Below are 22,723 nucleotides of genomic sequence, written 5' to 3'. Positions count from 1 at the left end.
TAGTTTAAGGTTTGTTCTATTGATTTAGCCTAATCTATGGGGATAAAAAACAGGGTCTATTTTAATTTGAAATTCATTGAATATTGATAAATAGCTTGAGTTATTTAAAATAATATTTTGTTTTATGATGATATAGATATAAAAAACAATGAATTTACTCAAAAACAACAAAGGGTAAATGTTGATTTTAAATCAATTTTTACCCTTTATTTTGGTGTTTTATGCCAAAAAAATACAAGCTATGTATATTTCTTAGTGTTTAGCTGACATAAAATAGGTGATTTCTCCACCTTTTAGGATGTCTTCATGAGTTATCGTTTGATTTTTAATTTCCATACCATTTAAAAGCACTTTTTGAACGTACACATTGCGGTCTGCCTGATTTTTGGTGCTAATTTTAAATATTTTACCATTCTCTAAATGAATTTCGGCTGCAGTAACAGAAGGACTGCCAATAGCGTAATTTGTAGATCCGGGCGAAACAGGATAAAATCCCATGGCAGAAAATAAGTACCATGCGCTCATTTGGCCACAATCATCATTCCCGCCCAGGCCATCAGGCGCATTCTTATATTGCATATCAAGAATCATCCTTACGCGCTCTTGCGTTTTCCAGGGCTGTCCGGCCCAGTTATACAGGTAAGCAACATGATGGGCTGGCTCATTTCCATGTACATATCCGCCAATAATACCTTCCCTCGTGATGTCTTCAGTTTCAGCAAAGAATTTATCAGATAAGTGCATATTAAAGAGTGTATCTAAACGCGCAGCAAATTTCTTTTTGCCGCCCATTACCGCAACCAAAGCATTTGGATCATGAGGTACAAAAAAACTGAAGTTCCATGAGTTACCTTCAATAAATCCTTGTCCATGAGTACTCAAGGCATCAAATGGTTTTTTAAATGATCCATCAGCCAGTTTTTCTCTCATAAACCCAGTTTTAACATCAAAATTATTTCTCCAGTTTGCAGAGCGTTTTATAAACGTGTTATAATCCTTTATTCTGTTCAGCTTTTTTGCCAGCTGGGCAATGCACCAATCGTCATAGGCATATTCCAGCGTATTAGAAATCGAGGTATTACTATTTTCGGCAGGTATGTAACCCATGTTCATATAATCTCCAATTCCCTCATAGTTTCGATGTTCAGCTGTTTTTATGCAAGCATCAAGTGCCGCATTCTGGTCACCATTATACGTGCCTTTTAGTATCGCATCAGCAATTACAGAAACGCTATGGTATCCGCTCATACACCAATTGTCATTCGCGTAATGTGACCATATCGGTAGCATATGTAGAGCACTCTGATCGTAATGGGCCATCATGGATTTAACAATGTCGTTATTTCTGGCGGGCTGTATCAGGTTAAAAAAGGGATGTAAAGCCCTGTAGGTATCCCAAAGGGAAAAGGTAGTGTAATTATTAAAACCTTTTGCCATATGTACATTTTGGTCTAAACCTTTGTAAGCGCCATTCACGTCACCGTAAATTGTTGGACTTAAAAAAGTGTGGTACATCGCGGTGTAAAAATTAAATTTATGGTCTTCAGAAGCTTCAATACTTATTTTATTTAATTCCTTGTTCCATTCTGCCTGGGCAGCACTTTTTACTTGCTCAAAGTTCCAACCGGGAATTTCTGCAGCCATGTTATTCAAAGCATTTGCCTGACTTACCGGAGAAAGGGCGAATTTTATCTTTACTTTTTCATCTGCCAAAGTATTAAAATCAAAGTACATTCTAATTTTCTTTCCTGCTATCTCCGGAAAATTCTTTTCCTGATCAAACTTTCTCCAGAAGCCTTTGTAAACCTGCTTTGCGTCGTAGTTTTTCTGACCATAACTTTTAAACGGTTTTGAGAAAGACATAGCAAAATAAACCGTTCTGGTCCTTGCCCAACCACTGGTTTGCCTGTAGCCGGTTACCAGCGTATCATTAACTACCCTAACATAAGTCCAAACTGTTTTTTCATCATAATTGTAAATACCAGCCATTAAATCAAGAATGATGTGCGAATCTGCAGACTTAGGAAAGGTATATTGATGCATTCCCACCCTTTTGCTAGCTGTTAATTCCGCTAAAATATTGTCATCGTCAAGTTTTACTTTGTAATAACCTGCCTCTGCCGTTTCATTGGCATGAGAAAAGCCAGAGCGATACCCGGTTTTCGGGTCTTTCGAAATTCCAGGGTTCAATTGCAGTTTTCCGCTGGTCGGCATAATCAAAAAGTCGCCCAAATCAGAATGCCCCGTGCCGCTAAAATGTGTGTGGCTAAAACCAGTAATCGTTTTATCCTCATACCTGTATCCCGCACAATACTTGTAAACGTCGCCATTGTATTTACCATTCATATCATAAGGAATTGTATCTGTTTCTGGACTTAGCTGCACAGCCCCAAACGGAACTGTGGCTCCAGGATACGTATGACCCATTTTTTCAGTACCTATTATCGGTCGTACATATTTAACCAGGTTTTGCTGTGCAATGGAAAAAAGTGGAAACAATAACAAACAGGATGCTATTCGTATTTTCATAATGGATTAAAATTTGATTGCTCTAAAGTATAAAAAAAAGACAAAACCTACGCTGTTTCCGTACACAATACATTTTATTTAACAACATAAGGTGTTTTTACAAGCGTCTGACCGCCTAAGCAACAATCTACCGTTAAAAACAACTATTTTTGCAATTCGGAAAATAATCATGAGTAAACGAGGAAGAATATTAGTAGCCATGAGTGGCGGTGTAGACAGCTCTGTTGCAGCGGTCATGCTTCATGAACAAGGGTACGAGGTGATTGGACTAACCATGAAAACCTGGGACTACGCCACTTCAGGCAGTAGCAGCAAAGAAACCGGGTGCTGTAGCTTAGATAGCATCAACGATGCCAGGACTTTAGCTGTAAATTATGGTTTTCCACACTATATTTTAGATATCAGAGACGAATTTGGGGACTACGTAATCGATAATTTTGTTGATGAATATTTAGCGGGTCGTACGCCAAATCCTTGTGTTTTATGTAATACCCACATCAAATGGGAAGCATTACTTAAACGTGCCAATAAGCTTGACTGCGAGTTTATCGCCACTGGTCACTATGCCAATATACGTCAGCACGAGAATGGAAGGCATGTAATTTCCAAAGGAAAGGATGAGAATAAAGACCAATCTTACGTGCTTTGGGGTGTAACGCAAGAAAACCTTTCCCGTACTAAATTCCCCTTAGGTTCATTTGCTAAGTCAGAGATCAGGCAAATGGCCCTGGATATGGGACAGGAAGAACTGGCTAAAAAAAGTGAAAGCTATGAAATCTGTTTTGTGCCAGATAACGACTATCGTGCGTTTTTAAAACATAAAGTAGAAGATCTGGAAGATAGAGTTACCGGCGGAAATTTCATCACCAGCAATGGTATGGTGGTAGGGCAACATAAAGGTTATCCGTTTTACACCATTGGGCAGCGTAAAGGTTTAGGCATCGCATTTGGCGAGCCTATGTTTGTAACACAAATTCTTCCAGAAAGTAACACGGTTGTATTGGGTAAAGCAGAAGAACTAGAACGCCGTGAGGCTTTGGTGCGTAATGTTAACTTAGTTAAATATGAAAATATTTTAGAACCATTAGATAACGTTATTACAAAAATAAGGTATAAAGATGCTGGAATGATGAGTACCATCGTTCAGGAAAAAGACAATATGCGTGTTGTTTTTGATCATAACGTATCCGCAATTGCACCAGGCCAGTCAGCTGTTTTCTATGAAGGAAACGACTTACTAGGTGGTGGTTTCCTTATATAACTAGCCATCCAGTTGGTTTGAGATCACATAGGGCCGGGAAGTTTTTATTTTCCGGCCTTTTTCAAAATAATAATCTATCCTACCAAGGTTAATGCCAGCGTAGCCCACCTGATTAATCGTCGTAATATTCCCACCCACATTCAGTACATCTTCAGGCGTATCCATAAAAGTATGCGTATGGCCGCCTATAATCAAATCAATGCTTTTATTGTTTTTTGCCAGTATTTGATCAGATACTTTGCTGCTGGTGTACTTATAACCTAAGTGCGATAAACAGATTACCAGATCACATTTATAATCATTTTTCAAAGCATCCGATACTTCGTTGGCTTTTTTAACCGGATCCTGATAAATCGTATCACCATAATTTTTATCCGCTACAATACCCTTTAGCTCCAGGCCTATTCCAAAAACACCAATCTTAAGGCCATCAACTTTAAATATTTTGTAAGGAATAGTTGAATTTTTGAGGATGGTATTTGAGAAGTCGTAGTTACTCATCAAAATCGGGAAATTGGCATGAGGCAGCTGTTTATAAAAGCCTTCCATACCATTGTCAAAGTCATGGTTTCCCATCGTCGCAGCGTCGTAATTCATCATGCTCATGGCCTTCATTTCCAGCTCTCCGCCAAACTTATTAAAGTAAGGTGTACCCTGAAAAATATCACCAGCATCAAACAACAAAACATTGTTTACCTGAGCACGAATTTGTTTCAATAAGGCCAATCTTCTTGCAACACCACCAAGACCCTGATATTTAGACCCATCCATAGGGAAAGGCTCTATCCTGCTATGTACATCATTGGTATGCAGAATAGTAAGACGCTTTAGATCTCCCGCCGCCATTGCTGCCAGCGAATTTAAGCTCAAAGCCGCTGAAGCCGCTACAATGCTCCCAGTTTTTATAAAGCCTCTTCTACTAATTTTTTGTAATTCTTCCATCTAACTGCGTGTTAATGTGTAAGCCCTTCTCCTGCTGCTCCGTAACGTAATTTAAAATTGCATCACGCACTTTTAGCCCCACAATTTTAACTTCCAATGCGTTCTTAAAACTATTAATGCTGTCGCCTCCGTTTCCAATATAGTCAGAAGTCATAATTCTGTACTTCCTTGTTTTATCAAAAGGTTTACCATTAATAAGTACCTCAGTAGGCTTTTTATCCACTATTTTCATTTTCAAACGCGCTACAGGTTGCCCGCCTAATTTAGCCAGATCATTTAAAAAAGCCTCTGTATCTTCCCCACTAAGCGTATAGATCATGATCTCATTTTCAAATGGCATCAATTCAAAAACTTCCGACATTGTAATAGGGCCCTTTGGCCATTCACGACGGATACCACCGTTGGTGGTTGGCATTGCAAAATCAATATCGGCATCCAGTTTTAGTGTCTCCGTTAAAACCGCGTCAGCAAAGAAGTTGCCCATTAATGTTTCGGGTAATAAAAAGCTTTTGGTCAATGTAACGTCTGTATAGGCCACAACCTTATTCATTTCCACGTCAACAATTGCCCTATAAGGCTGATACAACTTTATCATGGCACTGTCTGCCACAACTCCGCTATCTAAAGCATAGTCAATCCGGTTTGATTTTACCAATTGGTAACTACTGCTACAGGAAGAAAATACAGTGCCTAGAAAAATTAGACCTGTAAAATTAAGTTTTAGCTTGGGGATGAACATTGGGGATGAATGTCAGATAAAACAATAAAGACCATAACTCCCTGGGCAATTATGGTCTTTACAAACACGCTAATTAAAAATTGCTGGTAATGGCTGGATCCAAAGGAGCTACTTTAGATCTGAACCTATGAACCAACTTTCCTTTTTCATTAATCAGGAATTTTTCAAAGTTCCAGCTAATGTCTCCTTTAAAGTCTGGGTTTTCCTGACTGGTCAAATAGGCAAATAAAGGATCAATGTCGGCTCCTTTTACACTTACCTTTTCGCTAAGTAAAAAGGTAACGCCAAAATTCTTTTTACAGAAATCCTGAATTTCTGTATTGGTTGCCAATTCCTGATCGCCAAAGTTTCCTGCCGGAAAGCCAATCAGCACTACATTTTTACCATATTGTTTATGCAATTTTTCTAGTGCTTCATATTGCGGAGTGTAGCCACATTTAGAAGCCGTATTAACGATAAGTAGCTTTTTCCCCTTAAACCTGGCCAAACTAACCTCTTTTCCATCTATGGTTTTAATTTTAAAATCATAAACACTTTTTGGAGGTGTAAAGAACAAACTAAACAAAATTAATAATACATTCATGATTGAATTTTTAAGTTATAACGAAGGTAAAAACTATTTATCGTTATTTAGGTAAAGAAATTGTTAGCCTTACCTAACTTCCTTTGTTAATGTGAATTTAGGCCTCATTTTGACATTTATACCACGCATTTTTAAAGAATCTTTATAAATAAAAATGAATTCAATTTGGAATATAGGCTTATTTATAGCTTTATTTGCAGAAAAACGTTCTGAATGGCGAAGAATCTGTTAATCGTTGAGTCACCTGCAAAAGCCAAAACCATAGAAGGGTATTTAGGCAAAGATTTCCTTGTTAAGTCAAGTTACGGGCACATCCGTGATCTTGTTAAAGGGGATATGGCTATTGATATCAACAATAATTTTGCACAAACCTATGAAGTACCTGCAGACAAAAAGCAGGTAGTTGCCGAGTTGAAGAAGCTGGCTAAAGAAGCTGAAATGATTTGGTTAGCGAGTGATGAGGACCGCGAAGGGGAAGCCATATCATGGCACCTGTTTGATACCCTTGGCTTGAAAGAAAACAAAACCAAAAGAATCGTTTTCCATGAAATTACCAAACCGGCAATTCTAAAGGCTATTGAGAATCCGCGTACAATCGACTATAATTTAGTAAATGCACAGCAGGCGCGTCGGGTTTTAGACCGTCTGGTAGGTTTTGAACTTTCTCCTGTACTTTGGAAAAAGATCAAACCTTCTCTTTCGGCTGGCCGGGTACAATCTGTAGCGGTACGCTTAATTGTAGACCGTGAGCGCGAAGTCAATAAATTTAGTGCCACCGCTGCTTATAAAATATCTGCGCAATTTAGTACCGGCAATGCCAGAGAAATTCTAAAAGCAGAATTGCCTCAGCGTTTCGATCAGGAGGCCGATGCCGAAAAATTCCTTAAGGATTGTATCTCTGCTGCATTTTCTATTTCAAGTCTGGAAACAAAACCGGCAAAACGTAATCCAGCTGCTCCTTTTACCACCTCTACCTTGCAACAGGAAGCTTCCAGAAAACTTGGTTATTCCGTTTCAAGAACCATGCAGATCGCCCAGCGCCTATATGAAAGTGGTAGAATTACCTATATGCGTACCGACTCAGTTAATTTGTCTGAGACAGCGTTACAGGCTGCCGAAAGCGAAATAAAATCTGCCTACGGAGATAAATATCACCAGCCCAGAACATACAGAACTAAATCTGCCGGTGCACAGGAAGCGCACGAGGCAATACGTCCAACCTATTTCAATCACCATAGTGTGCCCGGAGATAGCTCCGAACAACGCCTGTATGAGTTAATTTGGAAGCGTGCAATCGCTTCTCAAATGAGCGAAGCTATATTTGAGAAAACCACAGCTCATGTTAAAGTAAGTACCAGAGCAGAACACCTGGTTGCTGAAGGTGAAGTGATGAAGTTTGACGGCTTTTTAAAAGTTTACCTTGAATCCAGTGATGAAGAAGATCTGGATGACAATACAGATAATAACCTACTACCCCCTTTAAGCAAAGGACAAAATCTCCAACTTAAAGAAATGAGTGCAATAGAGCGTTTCTCCCGCCCGCCTGCACGATATACAGAGGCCAGTCTGGTAAAAAAACTGGAAGAATTAGGCATTGGTCGTCCATCTACCTATGCACCTACCATCTCTACCATACAAAATCGCGGTTATGTGGTTAAAGAAGATCGTGATGGCCGTCAACGTTCATTTGGTTCCCTTGTTTTAAGCAATGGTCAAATCAACAAGCAGGTTAAAACAGAAATTACAGGTGCAGAAAAAGCTAAACTTTTCCCTACAGATATTGGCGAAGTTGTAAATGATTTCCTTGTAGAGCATTTTAAAGACATCGTAGATTTTAACTTTACGGCAAACGTAGAAAAAGAGTTCGATGAAATTGCGCAGGGATTGCAGGTATGGACCAAAATGCTCCACTCCTTCTACACCCCTTTCCATCAGGAAGTAGAAACTACTTTAGAAAATGCAGATCGTGCAAACGGAGAACGTTTACTGGGTGTTGATCCCGAAAGTGGTAAAAATGTATATGCCAAAGTTGGAAAATTTGGACCATTGGTACAAATAGGCCATACAGATGATGAAGAAAAGCCTAGGTATGCAAGCTTAATGAAATCTCAGTCTGTAGGTACCATTACGTTAGAAGATGCACTCGAGCAGTTTCGTCTGCCTTTCCAACTTGAGCCTTTCCAGGATAAAGAAGTTTCTGTAGGTGTTGGAAGGTTTGGTCCCTACGTTAAATGGGGAGAAACCTACATTTCTATTCCAAAGAACGAAGATCCTTTAACCGTAGACCAGGCTCGTGCCGAGGTAATTATTGGTGAAAAGATTACTGCAGATGCACCAGTTGCACAGTTTGATGGTATGCCTGTAACTAAAGGCACAGGACGGTTTGGGCCTTTCATCAAATGGAACGACCTGTTTATTAATGTGCCTAAGGCCTATAATTTTGATTTTCTATCAGATCAGGACATTCGTGAACTTATCGCCAAAAAGATAGAGAAAGAAGCCAATCGTTTTATTCAGACATGGCCTGCAGAAAAAATAGCCATTGAAAACGGCAGATGGGGACCATTCATTCGCTTTGGCAAAGAGATGCTGAAACTGAGGAAAAACCCAGCCACTAATGATAAATATACCGCTGAAGAGCTGGCCGTAATTTCATTAGAAGAGGTTAAAAAGTTAATTGTAGAGCAGCTACCTGCAGCATTTGATGTAAAAGCAAAAAAGGCTCCTGCTAAAAAAGCAGCAGCAAAAGCTCCTGCTGCAAAAAAGAAAGCGGCGGTTAAGAAAAAATAAAAATATGATTAAAGATCTGCCAGAAAATATTGTTGAAGATGTGGCTATGGCCGTAGTGCTGATTGGCGAAACACCTGAAGTAAAAAATTGGACGGTCTATCTTATAAATCTAAAAGATGAACCCATTAGTAACGTATTGATCAGTTCGAAAGGCTACGGCGAAAAAGATGGCAGGCAGGTTAAAACCTCTATGCTCAGACACTTCCTGGGTGATCTGAAAGCGCAATCATTTTCTGGTGTAGAAGCTATAGATACAGCAGTTTTTGGCTTAACCAATGAATATTGGTTAAGCTATTACATTGACGGCACCATCTACGATAAAAAATTCATCTTTCTTCCCGAAAGTATTGTTGATGAAAACCTCATCAAAATCCCCCTGGTTAATAAACCTGGGGTGATGATAAAATAATTCCCGTTGTTACCTTAAATTTTTCTTAATTTTCAGCTGTATCTACCAATACATGAAAATTATGAAAAATTCATTCTCTACATTTATCCAGCAAAATAAGAAATTACTATCTATTGCTGCCATCTCAGTTGTTCTGTTGGGTCTGGCGGCATTTTTCTTTTTCAGGAAATCCAAACCAGACGATTACAATCAGGCTTATGCCAAATATATAGAGGCGTATACCTCTGGCACCATTTCAAAGAAAAGCTACATCAGGTTGCATCTTGCCAGTCAGGTAAGTACCATGAATGATGCAGGGAAACCAGATGAGCGTGAACTCTTTGATTTTTCGCCTTCTATAAAAGGTAAAACATATTGGATTGACGGCCAGACGGTAGAATTTAGGCCCGATGAAAACCTGGAACCAGGAGAAACTTATACAGCCACCTTCAATTTAAAAGCGGTTACCGAAACCGAAAAAGGTCAGGAAGAGTTCGAGTTCGATTTTAAGGTTATCAACCCCGGCATGATGTTAACCCAAAATGGCCTGGTTTCCCAAAACAATACTTCTATGGAGTATATGAAACTGAGCGGCGAAATCATCACTTCTGATGAAGAAGATACAAAACAACTGGAAAAAACAATCGAACTGGATTTCCCTCAAAAACTTAAAATCAAATGGCAGCATAACCCCGCCAAAAACAGCTCCATCTTCAGCATAGACAGCATCAAGAAAACCAATACAGAAGAAAAACTAAGCATAAAATGGTCTGGTGACGCCATAGACGCCAAAAATGAAGGAGAAGAAGTTGTAGAGGTTCCTAAATTGGGCGTTTTTAAGGTACTCAATATTAAGGCTGTTCAGCAGTTGGAAGATTATGCCTTAATTCAGTTTTCGGAACCTGTAGGCGTTGGGCAAGACTTAAACGGACTGGTGGGTCTCAATGGCGTTACAGATACACGTTATACCATTGACGCCAGTCAGGTAAAAATATACGCGCCCAATACATTAGATGGAAACTATACCGTCTATGCCAATCAGGGTATAGAGAATATCGAAGGCAAGAAATTAGAAGCTGCAAAAAATGCCAACATCGTCTTTGAAAAAAAACAACCTTCAGTTACCATCTCCGGCAATGGAACCATCCTACCCAATTCAGGTAAACTGGTGCTTCCTTTTGAAACCGTCAATTTAAAAGCAGTAGATGTAACGGTCATCAGGATTTATGAAAATAACATTCCGCAGTTCTTTCAAACCAACAATTACAAAGATGGTTCAGAATTGCGTCGTGTAGGTAAACCTGTGGTACAAAAAACCATCAGACTTGATGAAGATAAAGCGCTTGATCTTCATAAAAAGAACCGCTTTACACTAGATCTGGATAAGATCATTAAAGCTGAACCCGGTGCTATGTATAGGGTTACGCTCGGGTTCAGGCACAGCTATAACGTATTCGATTGTAACAGCAGCAGCAAAGAAGAACAGTCTGCTGATGGAGGGGATGAAGGATACGAGAATTATGGGGAGAAAATTGACGAGGACGACGATTTTTGGAGCCAGTATAACAGTAGCTATCCCAATTACTACAGATGGGAGGATCGCGACAATCCATGTACAGACTCCTATTATACCAGTGAAAGATGGGCAAGCAGAAATTTACTGGCCTCTAACATTGGTTTGGTGGTCAAACGTGGAAACGACAACAGTATGCTCATCGTTGCTACAGATCTGTTAACTGCTGAACCTTTAAGCGGTGTTGAACTTGAATTTGTGGATTACCAGCGTCAAATTATATTCAGTTCAAAAACTGATGCAGATGGTTTGGCTACATTTGATTTAAAACGAAAACCATTCCTGCTAATTGCTAAAAATGGAAAAGAGCGCGGCTACCTCAAACTGGATGATGGCAATGCTTTGCCTTTGAGTCGCTTTGATGTTGGTGGAGATTTGGTACAGAATGGCTTAAAAGGATTTTTATACGGCGAACGCGGCGTTTGGAGACCAGGAGACTCCTTGTTCTTGTCCTTTATCCTGGAAGATAAATTAAAAAAATTACCCGGCTCCTATCCCATTTCATTTGAATTGTACAATCCGAGTGGCCAACTGGTAAAAAAGGCTGTGCAGACCCAAACGTTGAATGGGTTTTATGCCATCAAAACGGCTACGGATAATACTGCGCCTACCGGAAACTGGACCGCAAAAGTTAAAGCCGGAGGTTCTACCTTTACCAAAACTTTAAAAATAGAAACGGTGATGCCAAACCGGTTAAAAATAAACTTTGATATTGGCAACCGTACTTACCTTAGCAGCGGACCGGCTTCTACAGCCAACCTTACTGCTACATGGCTTTTTGGCACACCAGGAAAGAATTTAAAAGCAAAGGTAGATGTCAATTTAAATACCATGACTACCACCTTTAAAGGTTTTGAGGCTTACACGTTTGATAATCCAACTGTGAAATTCGAATCACAGGTCAACACTATTTTTGAAGGTAGCTTAAACGAAAATGGTTCGGCAGTAATTAATACCAGTCTGGAAGAAAACAAAACCGCACCGGGTATGCTAAGGGCCAACTTTAGCACCAAGGTATTTGAAGCCGGCGGAAATTTCAGTATTGATAATTTTAGCATCCCGTATCACTTGTATAACAACTATTATGGCATCAAGGCCCCAGAAGGTGATAAATTAAGCGGTATGCTGGTTACGGGTAAAGACCATAAAATTGACATTGTCAATGTAGATAGAAATGGCAAACTCGTTAAAGGAGGTAAAACAGTAGGCCTGGAATTATACAAAGTGCAGTGGCGCTGGTGGTGGGAACGTGATGGAGAAGATGCCTACGCTAACTTTACTCAAAACCAATACAACAAACTCATCACTACAGAAAACATTACGCTACTGGATGGCAAAGGAAGTTACAACCTGCGGATCGATGAGCCAGAATGGGGCCGTTACCTAATTCTGGTAAGAGATTACAATGGCGGGCATGTTACCGGAAAATCGGTGTACATCGATTGGCCGGGATGGGCGCAGCGAGAACAAGGCAGCAACCCTACTGAAGCATCCATGCTTTCTTTTACGGCCAATAAAGCTAAGTTTAAGGTTGGCGAAGATGTGGTATTGACTATTCCTTCCGGAAAAGGCGGCCGGGCTTTAATCTCCATTGAAAATGGCAGTAAAGTATTAAAAACCTTTTGGACAGAAACCCAAAAAGGACAAACCCAGTTTACTTTCAAGGCAGAGAAAAATATGGCACCAAACGTATTTGCCAATATTACGTTGCTGCAACCGCATGCCCAAACGGTCAATGATTTGCCTATCCGGATGTATGGGGCAATTCCTATCCTGGTAGAATATACCGAAACCATCCTCAAACCGGTGCTGCAAATGGCAGATAAAATTAAGCCAGAAACGGAAACTACACTTACGGTAAAGGAACAAACAGGTAAAGCCATGACCTATACCATCGCCATCGTAGATGAAGGTTTGCTTGACCTTACCAGATTTAAAACACCAGACCCACATGCTGTTTTTTATGCACGGGAAGGTCTTGGGGTAAAAACATGGGATTTGTTTGATGAAGTACTTGGCGCCTGGGGCGGCAATCTGGAACGCATCCTCAGCATTGGTGGTGATGGCAGTGCCAACCGCAATTTAAAACCAGCCAAAGCCAACCGCTTTGCACCTGTGGTTAAGTATATGGGGCCATTTGCTATCGGTAAAGGCGAAACTAAAACGCATAAATTTAAGCTGCCTCAATACATCGGTGCCGTAAGGGTAATGGTTGTTGCTGGTCAGCAAGGTGCATATGGCTTTGCAGAAAAATCTGTACAAGTTAAAAAACCACTGATGCTGTTGGCTACCTTACCAAGGGTTATTGGTCCCGGAGAAAGCTTTACCCTGCCAGTCACTGTATTTACTACAGAAGCAGCTTTAAAAAATGTTACGCTGAGTGTTCAGGCGCAAAACCTGTTGATCCAGGGCAGTGCGGCTAAAACAATGTTCTTTAAACAACCAGGAGAACAAATGGCTTACTTTGAGGTCAAAGCACCAGAACGTATAGGTATAGCTAAAGTTAAGGTGAAAGTTCAAAGTGGCAGTGAAACTGCGGTTTACGATGTAGAGATGGACATTAGAAATCCAAATCCTTACGTAACCAATGTACTTTCTCAAATGATAGAACCTGGTAAAACATGGTCTGTAAATTATCAACCAACAGGTATGGCCGGCACAAACAGTGGCAACCTGGAATTGTCTGCTATTCCTCCTATTAACCTTAAAAAGAGGTTAAGTTACTTGATGCAATACCCTCATGGCTGTGTAGAACAAACCACCTCATCTGTATTTCCACAGTTGTTTTTAGAGCAGCTTACCCAATTGTCAGAACAGCAGAAAACAGAAAAAGAAAGAAACATCAAAGTAGCTATTCAAAAACTACGTGGTTTCCAAACTACTGATGGTGGCCTTGGCTACTGGCCCGGTGCCTCCAGTTCAGATGAATGGGGAAGCAATTATGCTGCACACTTTTTAATAGAAGCACAAAATGCGGGCTATACCGTACCGGTGGGTATGGATGAATTAATTCGTTACCTAAAAAACAAAGCAGGCAATTGGGCACCCAACAGTACCAATTTTTATGGGGGTGACTTGTTGCAATCGTATCGTTTGTATGTATTGGCATTGGCTAAACGTCCGGAAATGGCTGCCATGAACAAATTGCGTGCCTTCGAGTATTTATCTGAAAGTGCAAAATGGAGACTGGCTGCTGCCTATAAATTAGCCGGGCAAACGGATGCGGCCAATAAACTTGTAGCGGGATTGGCAACTGCTGTTAAGCCTTACAATCAAATGGGTGGTACCTATGGCTCAGACACAAGAGATGAAGCCATGATCCTGGAAACCCTTACCCTGTTGGGACAAAAAGGAAAAGCAGCAGAATTGCTGCAACCATTGGCTTCCAAATTAGGTCAGGATACCTGGTACAGCACACAAACTACCGCATACAGTTTGTTGGCCATTGCAAAATTCTGCGGCCAAACCACTTCTGCAGCTAAATTGGCCTATACCTACGTTTTGGATGGTAAAAAAGCATCAGACAATTCCGGAAAATACATGAGTAGTATACCGGTTTTATTCAAAAGCAGGACTGCATCAGTTACCAATAATAGCCAGCGTGTACTGTTTGCAAGGCTTATTTTGCAAGGACAACCAGCTGCAGGTCAAAACAATTTCCTTCCAAACAATACAGATGCGTTAATTATGGGTGTTAACTATAAATTGCTCAACGGCAAAACAATAGACCCTACGGTATTAAAGCAAGGTTTAGATTTTTATGCCGAAGTAACGATCAAGAATCCAGGAAAAATGGGTTATTATGAGCAAATGGCTCTTACGCAAATCTTTCCATCCGGATGGGAAATCATCAACACCAGGTTAAACGATAACGAAAGTATCCTGGCTTCGTCCCCATATGGTTACAGAGATATTCGTGATGACCGGGTGTTTACGTATTTCAATTTACGGGAAAATGAAACTGTTACCTATAAGGTGTTGTTAAATGCATCTTACCTGGGTAAGTTTTACTTATCTGCCATACAGTGCGAAGCGATGTATAACAACACCATTTCTGCAACTCAAGCTGGTCAATGGGTACAGGTCGTAAAATAATCATCAGCGATGCCATTTGTCTGGTCTTGCTGGTTTGGTTTTGGTTTTGCCTGCCGGCTAAACTCTTTGTAAGTCCAACCTCTTACGTTATAGAAGCGTCTAACGGGCAATTGCTCAGCGCTTCTATAGCAAAAGACGGCCAATGGAGATTTCCTGCTGCTTCGGCAGTACCAGATAAGTTTATCAAATGTATTACCGCATTTGAAGACAAGCGCTTTTACAGTCATATCGGGGTAGATCCCTTGGCTATGATACGGGCTATACGGGTAAATTTACGTGCAAAAGCTGTCGTAAGCGGCGGCAGTACACTCAGTATGCAGGTCATCAGGCTTTCCCGAAAGGAAAACCGCACCCTGGGCCAAAAATTCATTGAACTCCTCCTTTCTGTCAGACTTGAATTGGGCTACTCCAAGCAAGAGATCTTAAAAATGTATGCGGCCAATGCCCCCTTTGGCAGTAACGTAGTGGGATTGGATGCCGCCTCATGGCGATACTATGGTAGAGGTCCTGAAAATCTTTCCTGGGGAGAGATGGCTACACTAGCTGTACTGCCCAATAGTCCTTCCCTGGTGCATCCCGGTAAGAATACCGCAAGGCTCATAAAAAAAAGGAACGACTTGTTAGATAAAATGGTGCGGCTCCATTACCTTGACAGGTCTTCTGCAGATTTAGCGAAATTTGAACCCCTCCCGGGGAAACCGATGCCTTTGCCTGAAAACGCACCACATTTATTGAGCAGGTTCAGGTCCGAATCAAAGGTTCTGGGCCTGTCTACCAACAGGATCACCACCACATTAAATTATGACCTTCAGCTTAGCATTAATGCCTTGTTAAAGCGCTATCAAAACCGTTACCAGGCAAATGACATCAACAACGTAGCCGCATTGGTGCTGGATGTACGTAAAGGTACTGTGCTTAGTTACGTAGGCAATACCTACCAGCCAGAGCATGTTGATTTTGAAAGTCATGTCGATATGATTAAGGCATCACGAAGCCCTGGTAGCACATTAAAGCCACTCTTATATGCCAGTATGCTTAACGACGGCTTCATTCTGCCCCATACCCTTATCCCCGATATCCCTACCCAGATTAGTGGCTATACGCCACAAAATTATGACCTTGGTTATGATGGTGCAATTCCGGCCGACCTTGCCCTGAGCCGCTCCTTAAATATCCCTGCAGTTAAAATGCTGCAAACCTATAAGTACCAGCGGTTTTACGACAAACTTAAACGCCTGGGTATTGGTACCCTTACTAAACCGGCAGATCATTACGGTCTTTCATTGATACTTGGCGGCAGCGAAGTCACCATGTGGGATCTTGCCAAAACATATATGGGGATGGCCAGATCTTTAAATCATTACAATGAATATCAGGGGAAATACAATCCGGCAGATTATGACGCGCCTGTATATTTCCAAAATAATCCCCATAAGGAGCCGAAACCTGAGCTTACCGGCATGCTGGACCATGGATCCATTTGGAATACCTTTAACGCCATGGAAGAGCTGATGCGACCTGGCGAAGAAGGATTGTGGCAACAATTTTCTTCCTCACAAAGGATTGCCTGGAAAACCGGTACTAGTTTTGGATTTCGTGATGCCTGGGCAGTTGGTTTAACCCCAGATTATGTGGTTTGCGTGTGGGTAGGCAATGCAGATGGCGAAGGTAGACCGGGCTTAACAGGTATAGATGCAGCCGCGCCAATTCTTTTTGATATTTTCAGAAAACTCCCTGCAGGCAAATGGTTTGAAACACCCCGGCACAAATTAAAGAAAATGCTGGTCTGCAGGCAAAGCGGGTATAAACCAGGTCTGCAATGTTTGGACAAACAAGAACAATTGGTTCCCATTGCCGGCGAAAAAACCGTGCTCTGCCCTTTTCATAAGCTCATACATCTGGACCGAAGCAGCCGATGGCAAGTATCAGACGAATGCGAAGCCGTGGATCAAATGGTTCATAAATCCTGGTTCATTTTGCCACCAGCCATGGAATCCTATTATAAGGTAAAGCATAGCGATTATAAAACCTTACCGCCATTTATGGAAGGCTGCAGTCCGCAAAGCAGCAACAGTATGATGGAAATCATTTATCCTAAAAACTATGCTACGGTATACATTCCAATAGAATTGGATGGCAGCAGGGGAAAAGTAATTTTTAATGCTACACACAGAGAACCCGGTGCAAAGTTATACTGGCATATAGATAACGATTATATTGCTACCACGCGCAGTTTTCATCAGTTATCCCTCAGCCCAGCTCCTGGTCAACATACGCTAACCTTGGTAGACGAAAAAGGAGAAAGGCTCATTCAGCAATTCACTATACTGGAAAAAGAGAATGATAAATAAAAATAACCGACCGAATTTAACCGACCGGTTTTTTTATATGCGTAATGTCAATTGCTCAACATTAAATGCTCAGAAAGCCAAAAAGAAAAAGCTAATTAATAGCTTCTTTCTCTGTTGTTGTTGTTGCGTTTAAAACCACCGCCAGCGTTTCCGCCACCTGCGTTTCCTGGTTTTTCTTGCGCTTCAGCAACTTTAATACGGTTACCATTGTAATCGCCACCATTCATTCTTTTAATGGCTTCTCTGGCTTCCTCGTCAACTGGCATCTCTACGAAACCAAATCCACGACTCTGACCAGTCTCACGATCTTTGATAATCCTAAGTGATTTTACTTGACCAAAATCACCAAAAACGGCCGTTAATTCATCTTCCCCTACTTCTAAAGGAAGGCCTGTAATAAATATCTTCATTAATGTTTAAAAATTTGCACAAATATAACCAATTAAATCCTTTAAATTGCAATGCGAGTGTAAGTTAAACCTACAATTTATATTCAAGATGACAATTGGCATCCAATTATGTTTTAAATTTTGCAGTTAATTTTCTAATGATCGTTTTTCTACAGCGCTGTCCTTTTAAATTTTCAGGCTATAACTCCCTGTTTCTTTTTTTATGCTTCTCCCTATTCAATAGTATAAGTACACCTTTGCAAGCAAATGATGTGTTGTGTAAGCGCATGATCCTAGAAGATAAAAACAGGACTTTAACTGCTCTGGATGCTTATAATTTTTATAAAAAAGGTCAATTTAAACCCGTAAAAGGAGCACGTTTAAATCTAGGCTTTAGTTCATCTGTCTATTGGATGGCCGTAGAAGTGCCCCCTGTAACAGATAGCACCTATCTGATTATGGGTAGTCCGCTGATCAATTTACTGGATGTATACCAATATCATAAAGGATTTTTAATCCGGAGATACCAAACCGGAGATCACCGAAAATTTGCTTCCCGGCCCATTCCCCATCCGCTTTATATCTTGCCCTTACAAACAGAAAAAAAATCTAACAGTTTGTATTTAATCCGTGTAGATAAGCACAATGAATCTTTGCAGCTAAGTTTAAGTATTACAAAGGCCTATGAATTTAACCAAAAAACAAACACCAATAATTTCCTAAATGGAATCCTATGTGGTGGTGTATGTTTGCTGGTTATTTTCGGGCTTTTCCTTTATGTTACCGTAAAGGATAAGTTGTATCTCTATTATGTACTGTACCTTATCTTTGTATATCTATGGGTAATTGCTGATAAAGGATATGGCTACCAGTACCTATGGCCAGAATCCATTTATTTTGCAAGCAGGTCCCGACCCGTTTTTAATTGCCTTTTTGCTATAATGCTCCTGCATTTTATGCAGGCATTTATCGGTCAAACTAAAGAAAGTAAATTGTACCGGCCCATTAACTGGCTTAAGGTATTTTTGTTTTCCATGCTCAGCTTGTTTCTGGTTCCGGTAAATTACGTGGCCTATCCAACCTTAGTATTGTTCTTACTTAAAATATTATTGGTTGCAGGGCTTTCCACTACCCTGCTCATGATATTGAGCATCATCGAAAAAATTAAATCGGGTAACAGAGAGGCCTGGTTTTACCTCATTTCTACCCTTGCTTTGTTAACCTGCGCCATGTCCGAAATCATGGTGCAAGCCGGTTCCAGTGATGTGGCAAACAATTACCTTTCCAATTTTGGCATTCAAACCGGGATTTTCATCGAAGCGGTTATTCTCATTTTTGGATTAGCTTACCGCTTCAACACCTATCGTAAAGACAGGGAGCAGCTCCTCATTGCCTTTAATAAAAAGCAGGAACAGCTAACGGAAAGTATCCTGGAAACAAAGGAAAGTGAAAGGAGGATCATCGCCGATCAGCTGCACGATGACGTTGGCGCCATGCTGTCCATTGCTACCTTGCAGGTTTCAACAGCCCTGGATGCCAGAGGTCTTTCTAATGAAAAAACACCCGAAAAACTGCAACATGCTCAGGATGTACTCAAAGATATTTCGCAAACCATACGCACACTAAGCCATAACCTTACACCCTGGGCAATAGAAAAATTTGGAATTAAAAAAGCGTTACAAGACCTGATTTACAAGATCAATATTTCTGATAAAATTTCGCTTGAAAGTACCATGCTTGGATTTGAAAATCCGGAAGCATACCCTGTTTATTTTCTAAATGATTTGTTCAGGATTATTCAGGAATTGCTCAACAATATTCTTAAACATGCAGCCGCCAGTCATGCTTACCTGGAAATTATAGAACATTCAGATACCATATCAATCATTATAGAAGACAATGGTAATGGCTTTGATCAGCAAGGAGAAGCTGTGAAAGGGAAAGGCCTGGAAAGCATCCGTTCAAAAATTGCCTTTTATGAGGGAGAGGTAGAACTGAACAGCATCCTTCAGCAAGGAACTACAGTGGTCATTAACATTCCAATCAAAAAAGAAAATCCGGAAGACCTATAGCCTCCTATTTGGTTTTATCCCTGTTACGGTTCAACTTAATTTTAATCTTACCATCTTCACCATCTGTAGCCAAAAGGTGCAACACAATGCCACGCATCCTTTTTTCCTTGCGTTCGGCCACATCCTCAATTTCTATGTCGTTCTTAGGGTTTCTAAGTGGTACATCCACGGCAATGTTGGTTCCTTTATTCATGGAATAAATACCCGCAACGTCCATATTTAACACGTTAGAGCTTATTTGCATGGGGTTTATGGTAATCTTTTCACCCCTTACATCAAATTTCCCGTTTAAATTTCTAAACTGGATATTTTTCAAATCCCTTAAAGGGAAAGCAAACTTCCCTACATTGGTAATGGGATCAAAATTTAACAATGCACCTTGTTTCAGGTCAAATATAATACTGCCGTTGAGCGAGCTTGGTAGCAGCTTCCCTTTGCTGGAAATGGTACCGCCAATGTTTACCTTAGAAAACAAGTTGCCCCGCAAATTTTCAGATGTAATGGACTTTAATCCAAAGTTTTCAAAACCGTAGAAAAAACGTTGTATGTTCACATTGCTCAAAGTGGTGTTAATCGCAAATTTACTTTGTGCACCTGTTTGGTGTAAATTCCCATTCAGCTTTAAAGTACCACCACCATGGTTTACACTCACATTTCTAATGTTGATGCCGCTCTCCGTAACCAGCAAGTCCGCAACCGCATTAGTGGCCAAAAACTTATTGTAGTACACTTTATCTACCTGCAGGTGCATATTTACTTTACTTCTTTCAAATACGGCATTCAGATCTTTCGAAAATGTATTTTTACTGGCCTTAGCAGGTGTATTTACATAGGTCCGGTTGCCTAAAAAACCAATAAATTCTGCCAAATGTAACTGCGGACTTTTAATTTGCCAGTTCAATATAATTTTCTCCGGTGCAGAGTAATAAAGATTTAAAAAGTTTTTGATGGTACCTTCCATGGCTACTACGCTCCTGCCACTTTGCAACCTGATGTTTTTAATAAATAAATCGGGGCCGGTAAAATTTAAAGAAATAGAAGTATTGGTAAAATTAAGCTGGCGGGGTACATAGTTTAGGCTTGCATTTTTAATGTCAACCACTCCCCTCACAATAGGCTTGTTTAGTTTGTAGTTTACAATATCAGCTTTGTAAGTTAGCTTGATGTTCGCCGTACCCTTAGTAAAATGTAGTAAATCCTGCCCCAGTACATTGTTCAGTTTTTTAATCGGGAACTGTGATTGAAAAGTACCTGTCGCAATAGGTTTAAGAAAGTTATCAATTGAAGCCGTATCTATGGTAAATGGCATTTCTTCATAGTTTCCTACAAAATGATAAAGTTTAACGGCAGAATTTTCATCATTATAACCCTTCCCATTCACAAAATTATTGGTATAAACCCCAGTGAAATCACAGTCCTGCACCACGCCACCAGGCATCGTCAGTACGTTTCCCCTCACCTGTGCCACCACGTTTATTTTAGGGTCACCACCCGGACCCATGTTACCATTTAAATCGCATTTCACATCTATTGGTGCTTTCAGGTTAAACATATCCAACCTTGATTTGATGTTTGGCGCCAGCAATGCAGATGCATTACGCCATAAAATCCCATTAGCGGTAATGTTGATAGAAAACTCTGTCGGATCTTCCCCTAAAGCAAAGCGGGCACCAATAATAAAAGGGTCTTTGCCAATATTCAAGGTATTAGGGAGCACTGTAATCAGCTCTTTATCTTCATCGTAAGTTACGTTAAAAGGCCCTTCCAATAACTGATCCTTAATAAAACTACCTCTTCTCGTATTAAAGGCTAAGCTTTTTACCAGTGTTTTCAACTGGAAATCAGCTTTCCATCCTTCAGACGGATAATCCATATTCCCTTTTAAGCTCTGTATTTCAAACTGAAATAATTTATGCCCTTTCTGGTTGTCCACTACAAAATTTACATTGTTTAGAGCAAATTTCCTCAGCTCTGTAGCAGAACCGTCATCGTCATCAGCAGCTACGGGTTTTGATTTGTCTCTTTTTTTAAATATAGATGTATTGCTGTACCCTGTAGTATCGGTATATAAATAAATAGTGGCATCAGTGATCTCTATCTTTTTAATTTCAATGGCACCCCTCAGCAGCGCAAGTGTATTCACAGAAATGTTAAAGTCCTTAGCCTCCAGCAACCTGTGTTTATGGGCCGCAAAAGATTTATCCTGCATCAACACATTATTCAAGCGTAAACTAATCCCCGGAAACCCTTTTAAAAAAGTAGGATCCATACTGCCGATAGTCAACGTGCCGTTCAAATTTAAATTTAACTGTTTGGTAACCGCTAAGAGTAAAGATTTATTGTTTTTATTCACGTAATAAGCCATTCCCAAAAATGCAACCATAATGATTACAATAAGGACGGCCAAAGTTTTCAGGGCGATTTTGATCCAGCGAGGCATGTGGGTATTTTATAAACAAACAGCAAAATGCCAAACTTTGTTTGAACATTTATTTACGCCCATGATCTCATTTACTCAACAATTTGAGTTTTGAAGTATTCTTTTAGTAAATCGTAAGAAATTTCGCCTTGTGGCGTGTGGTTAAAAACTTTTTTCCAGGGCAATTCTTCGTGCGTCATGTTCATTAATTTAATGGCCGAAAATTGCCCGTACTCATCCATTACATCCTTAAACAGCTGATGCTCTTCATCTGTTAGACTTGCAATTTCTGCATCTTCGGTCAAGGTGATTGCGCCTGATCCAAAGGTTCTGAAATGCTCATACATTTCCCTTACAACCGGCCCATATTGCCAGGCTTCTATTTCATTTTCGAAAAGCTTCCTGTCAAACACCGCTATAAAAAAGCCTTGCATGTAATAAAGAAGCTTCTGCAACTTTAAGTTCGAAATTATCTCTCCCTGGCTTGCATCATTACTGGCAATGATTTTATTTGCGATATTTAAAACTGGGTAACTCATCTCTCTAATGTAATACTTAATATCACAAATATACACTTTAATTTAAAAATTAA

At 40.2% G+C, this 22,723-nt stretch carries 13 protein-coding genes; 6 read left to right on the top strand and 7 right to left on the bottom strand.

The genetic code is table 11. The features are described 5' to 3' along the window. Positions 1–252: 252 nt before the first annotated feature. On the bottom strand, positions 253–2,529 hold the full coding sequence (locus LPB86_RS17275) for a GH92 family glycosyl hydrolase (RefSeq protein WP_230646257.1): 2,277 nt from the start codon (positions 2,527–2,529) through the stop codon (positions 253–255). A gap of 169 nt (positions 2,530–2,698) precedes the next feature. Here LPB86_RS17275 and mnmA point away from each other — a divergent pair, with 169 nt between their 5' ends. Next, complete coding sequence (mnmA, locus tag LPB86_RS17270) at positions 2,699–3,790, top strand: tRNA 2-thiouridine(34) synthase MnmA (RefSeq protein WP_230646253.1); 1,092 nt, start codon at positions 2,699–2,701, stop codon at positions 3,788–3,790. Here mnmA and LPB86_RS17265 read toward each other — a convergent pair whose 3' ends face one another. The 3 genes from LPB86_RS17265 to LPB86_RS17255 all read right to left on the bottom strand — a co-directional run bounded on the left by LPB86_RS17265 (position 3,791) and on the right by LPB86_RS17255 (position 6,054). Continuing rightward, a complete protein-coding gene (locus LPB86_RS17265) occupies positions 3,791–4,732 on the bottom strand; it encodes a bifunctional UDP-sugar hydrolase/5'-nucleotidase (protein ID WP_230646249.1) in 942 nt (313 codons plus the stop codon). After that, a complete protein-coding gene (locus LPB86_RS17260) occupies positions 4,710–5,471 on the bottom strand; it encodes a 5'-nucleotidase C-terminal domain-containing protein (RefSeq protein WP_230646247.1) in 762 nt (253 codons plus the stop codon). The genes LPB86_RS17265 and LPB86_RS17260 overlap by 23 nt, the downstream gene beginning before the upstream one ends. 73 nt (positions 5,472–5,544) lie before the next feature. Next, the gene (locus tag LPB86_RS17255; protein WP_230646245.1) at positions 5,545–6,054 is read right to left on the bottom strand and encodes a glutathione peroxidase; all 510 of its coding nucleotides are present in this window, start codon (positions 6,052–6,054) and stop codon (positions 5,545–5,547) included. A 213-nt stretch (positions 6,055–6,267) separates the two neighbouring features. Between LPB86_RS17255 and topA the strand changes: the two genes are divergently transcribed. The 4 genes from topA to pbpC all read left to right on the top strand — a co-directional run bounded on the left by topA (position 6,268) and on the right by pbpC (position 17,251). Next, entirely contained in the window at positions 6,268–8,844 is a 2,577-nt protein-coding gene (gene topA, locus LPB86_RS17250) for a type I DNA topoisomerase (protein WP_230646243.1), read from the top strand. Between the two features lie 4 nt (positions 8,845–8,848). Then, complete coding sequence (locus LPB86_RS17245; protein ID WP_230646240.1) at positions 8,849–9,253, top strand: hypothetical protein; 405 nt, start codon at positions 8,849–8,851, stop codon at positions 9,251–9,253. A 61-nt stretch (positions 9,254–9,314) separates the two neighbouring features. Continuing rightward, entirely contained in the window at positions 9,315–14,900 is a 5,586-nt protein-coding gene (locus LPB86_RS17240) for an Ig-like domain-containing alpha-2-macroglobulin family protein (RefSeq protein ID WP_230646238.1), read from the top strand. Next, entirely contained in the window at positions 14,879–17,251 is a 2,373-nt protein-coding gene (gene pbpC / locus LPB86_RS17235) for a penicillin-binding protein 1C (protein WP_230646234.1), read from the top strand. Before LPB86_RS17240 ends, pbpC begins: the two co-directional genes overlap by 22 nt. A gap of 95 nt (positions 17,252–17,346) precedes the next feature. On the opposite strand, the gene LPB86_RS17230 is transcribed toward pbpC, so the two are convergent. Beyond that, the gene (locus LPB86_RS17230; protein WP_230646231.1) at positions 17,347–17,661 is read right to left on the bottom strand and encodes an RNA-binding protein; all 315 of its coding nucleotides are present in this window, start codon (positions 17,659–17,661) and stop codon (positions 17,347–17,349) included. A gap of 266 nt (positions 17,662–17,927) precedes the next feature. On the opposite strand from LPB86_RS17230, the gene LPB86_RS17225 reads away from it, so the two are divergent. Beyond that, positions 17,928–19,712: a 7TM diverse intracellular signaling domain-containing protein gene (locus LPB86_RS17225; RefSeq protein ID WP_230646229.1), complete on the top strand. Its 1,785-nt coding sequence runs from the start codon at positions 17,928–17,930 to the stop codon at positions 19,710–19,712. A gap of 4 nt (positions 19,713–19,716) precedes the next feature. Here the strand turns inward: LPB86_RS17225 and LPB86_RS17220 are convergent, their stop codons facing one another. Together LPB86_RS17220 and LPB86_RS17215 are read right to left on the bottom strand one after the other, a co-directional pair. Then, the gene (locus LPB86_RS17220; RefSeq protein WP_255695577.1) at positions 19,717–22,152 is read right to left on the bottom strand and encodes an AsmA-like C-terminal region-containing protein; all 2,436 of its coding nucleotides are present in this window, start codon (positions 22,150–22,152) and stop codon (positions 19,717–19,719) included. A gap of 71 nt (positions 22,153–22,223) precedes the next feature. Beyond that, positions 22,224–22,670 (bottom strand): Panacea domain-containing protein, encoded by a 447-nt coding sequence (locus LPB86_RS17215; protein ID WP_230646222.1) that lies wholly within the window; start codon positions 22,668–22,670, stop codon positions 22,224–22,226. Between the last annotated feature and the right edge of the window lie 53 nt (positions 22,671–22,723).

Source organism: Pedobacter sp. MC2016-14 (assembly GCF_020991475.1).
GTDB lineage: Bacteria > Bacteroidota > Bacteroidia > Sphingobacteriales > Sphingobacteriaceae > Pedobacter.
The sequence above is the reverse complement of the archived record's forward strand: the minus strand, read 5'-3'. Positions and strand labels throughout refer to the sequence as shown.

What these genes read in the sequence shown, in the direction of transcription:
- LPB86_RS17275 (WP_230646257.1), bottom strand. Translation starts at nt 2,529, where the DNA reads ATGAAAATACGAATAGCATCCTGTTTGTTATTGTTTCCACTTTTTTCC.
- mnmA (WP_230646253.1), top strand. Translation starts at nt 2,699, where the DNA reads ATGAGTAAACGAGGAAGAATATTAGTAGCCATGAGTGGCGGTGTAGAC.
- LPB86_RS17265 (WP_230646249.1), bottom strand. Translation starts at nt 4,732, where the DNA reads ATGGAAGAATTACAAAAAATTAGTAGAAGAGGCTTTATAAAAACTGGG.
- LPB86_RS17260 (WP_230646247.1), bottom strand. Translation starts at nt 5,471, where the DNA reads ATGTTCATCCCCAAGCTAAAACTTAATTTTACAGGTCTAATTTTTCTA.
- LPB86_RS17255 (WP_230646245.1), bottom strand. Translation starts at nt 6,054, where the DNA reads ATGAATGTATTATTAATTTTGTTTAGTTTGTTCTTTACACCTCCAAAA.
- topA (WP_230646243.1), top strand. Translation starts at nt 6,268, where the DNA reads ATGGCGAAGAATCTGTTAATCGTTGAGTCACCTGCAAAAGCCAAAACC.
- LPB86_RS17245 (WP_230646240.1), top strand. Translation starts at nt 8,849, where the DNA reads ATGATTAAAGATCTGCCAGAAAATATTGTTGAAGATGTGGCTATGGCC.
- LPB86_RS17240 (WP_230646238.1), top strand. Translation starts at nt 9,315, where the DNA reads ATGAAAAATTCATTCTCTACATTTATCCAGCAAAATAAGAAATTACTA.
- pbpC (WP_230646234.1), top strand. Translation starts at nt 14,879, where the DNA reads ATGGGTACAGGTCGTAAAATAATCATCAGCGATGCCATTTGTCTGGTC.
- LPB86_RS17230 (WP_230646231.1), bottom strand. Translation starts at nt 17,661, where the DNA reads ATGAAGATATTTATTACAGGCCTTCCTTTAGAAGTAGGGGAAGATGAA.
- LPB86_RS17225 (WP_230646229.1), top strand. Translation starts at nt 17,928, where the DNA reads ATGATCCTAGAAGATAAAAACAGGACTTTAACTGCTCTGGATGCTTAT.
- LPB86_RS17220 (WP_255695577.1), bottom strand. Translation starts at nt 22,152, where the DNA reads ATGCCTCGCTGGATCAAAATCGCCCTGAAAACTTTGGCCGTCCTTATT.
- LPB86_RS17215 (WP_230646222.1), bottom strand. Translation starts at nt 22,670, where the DNA reads ATGAGTTACCCAGTTTTAAATATCGCAAATAAAATCATTGCCAGTAAT.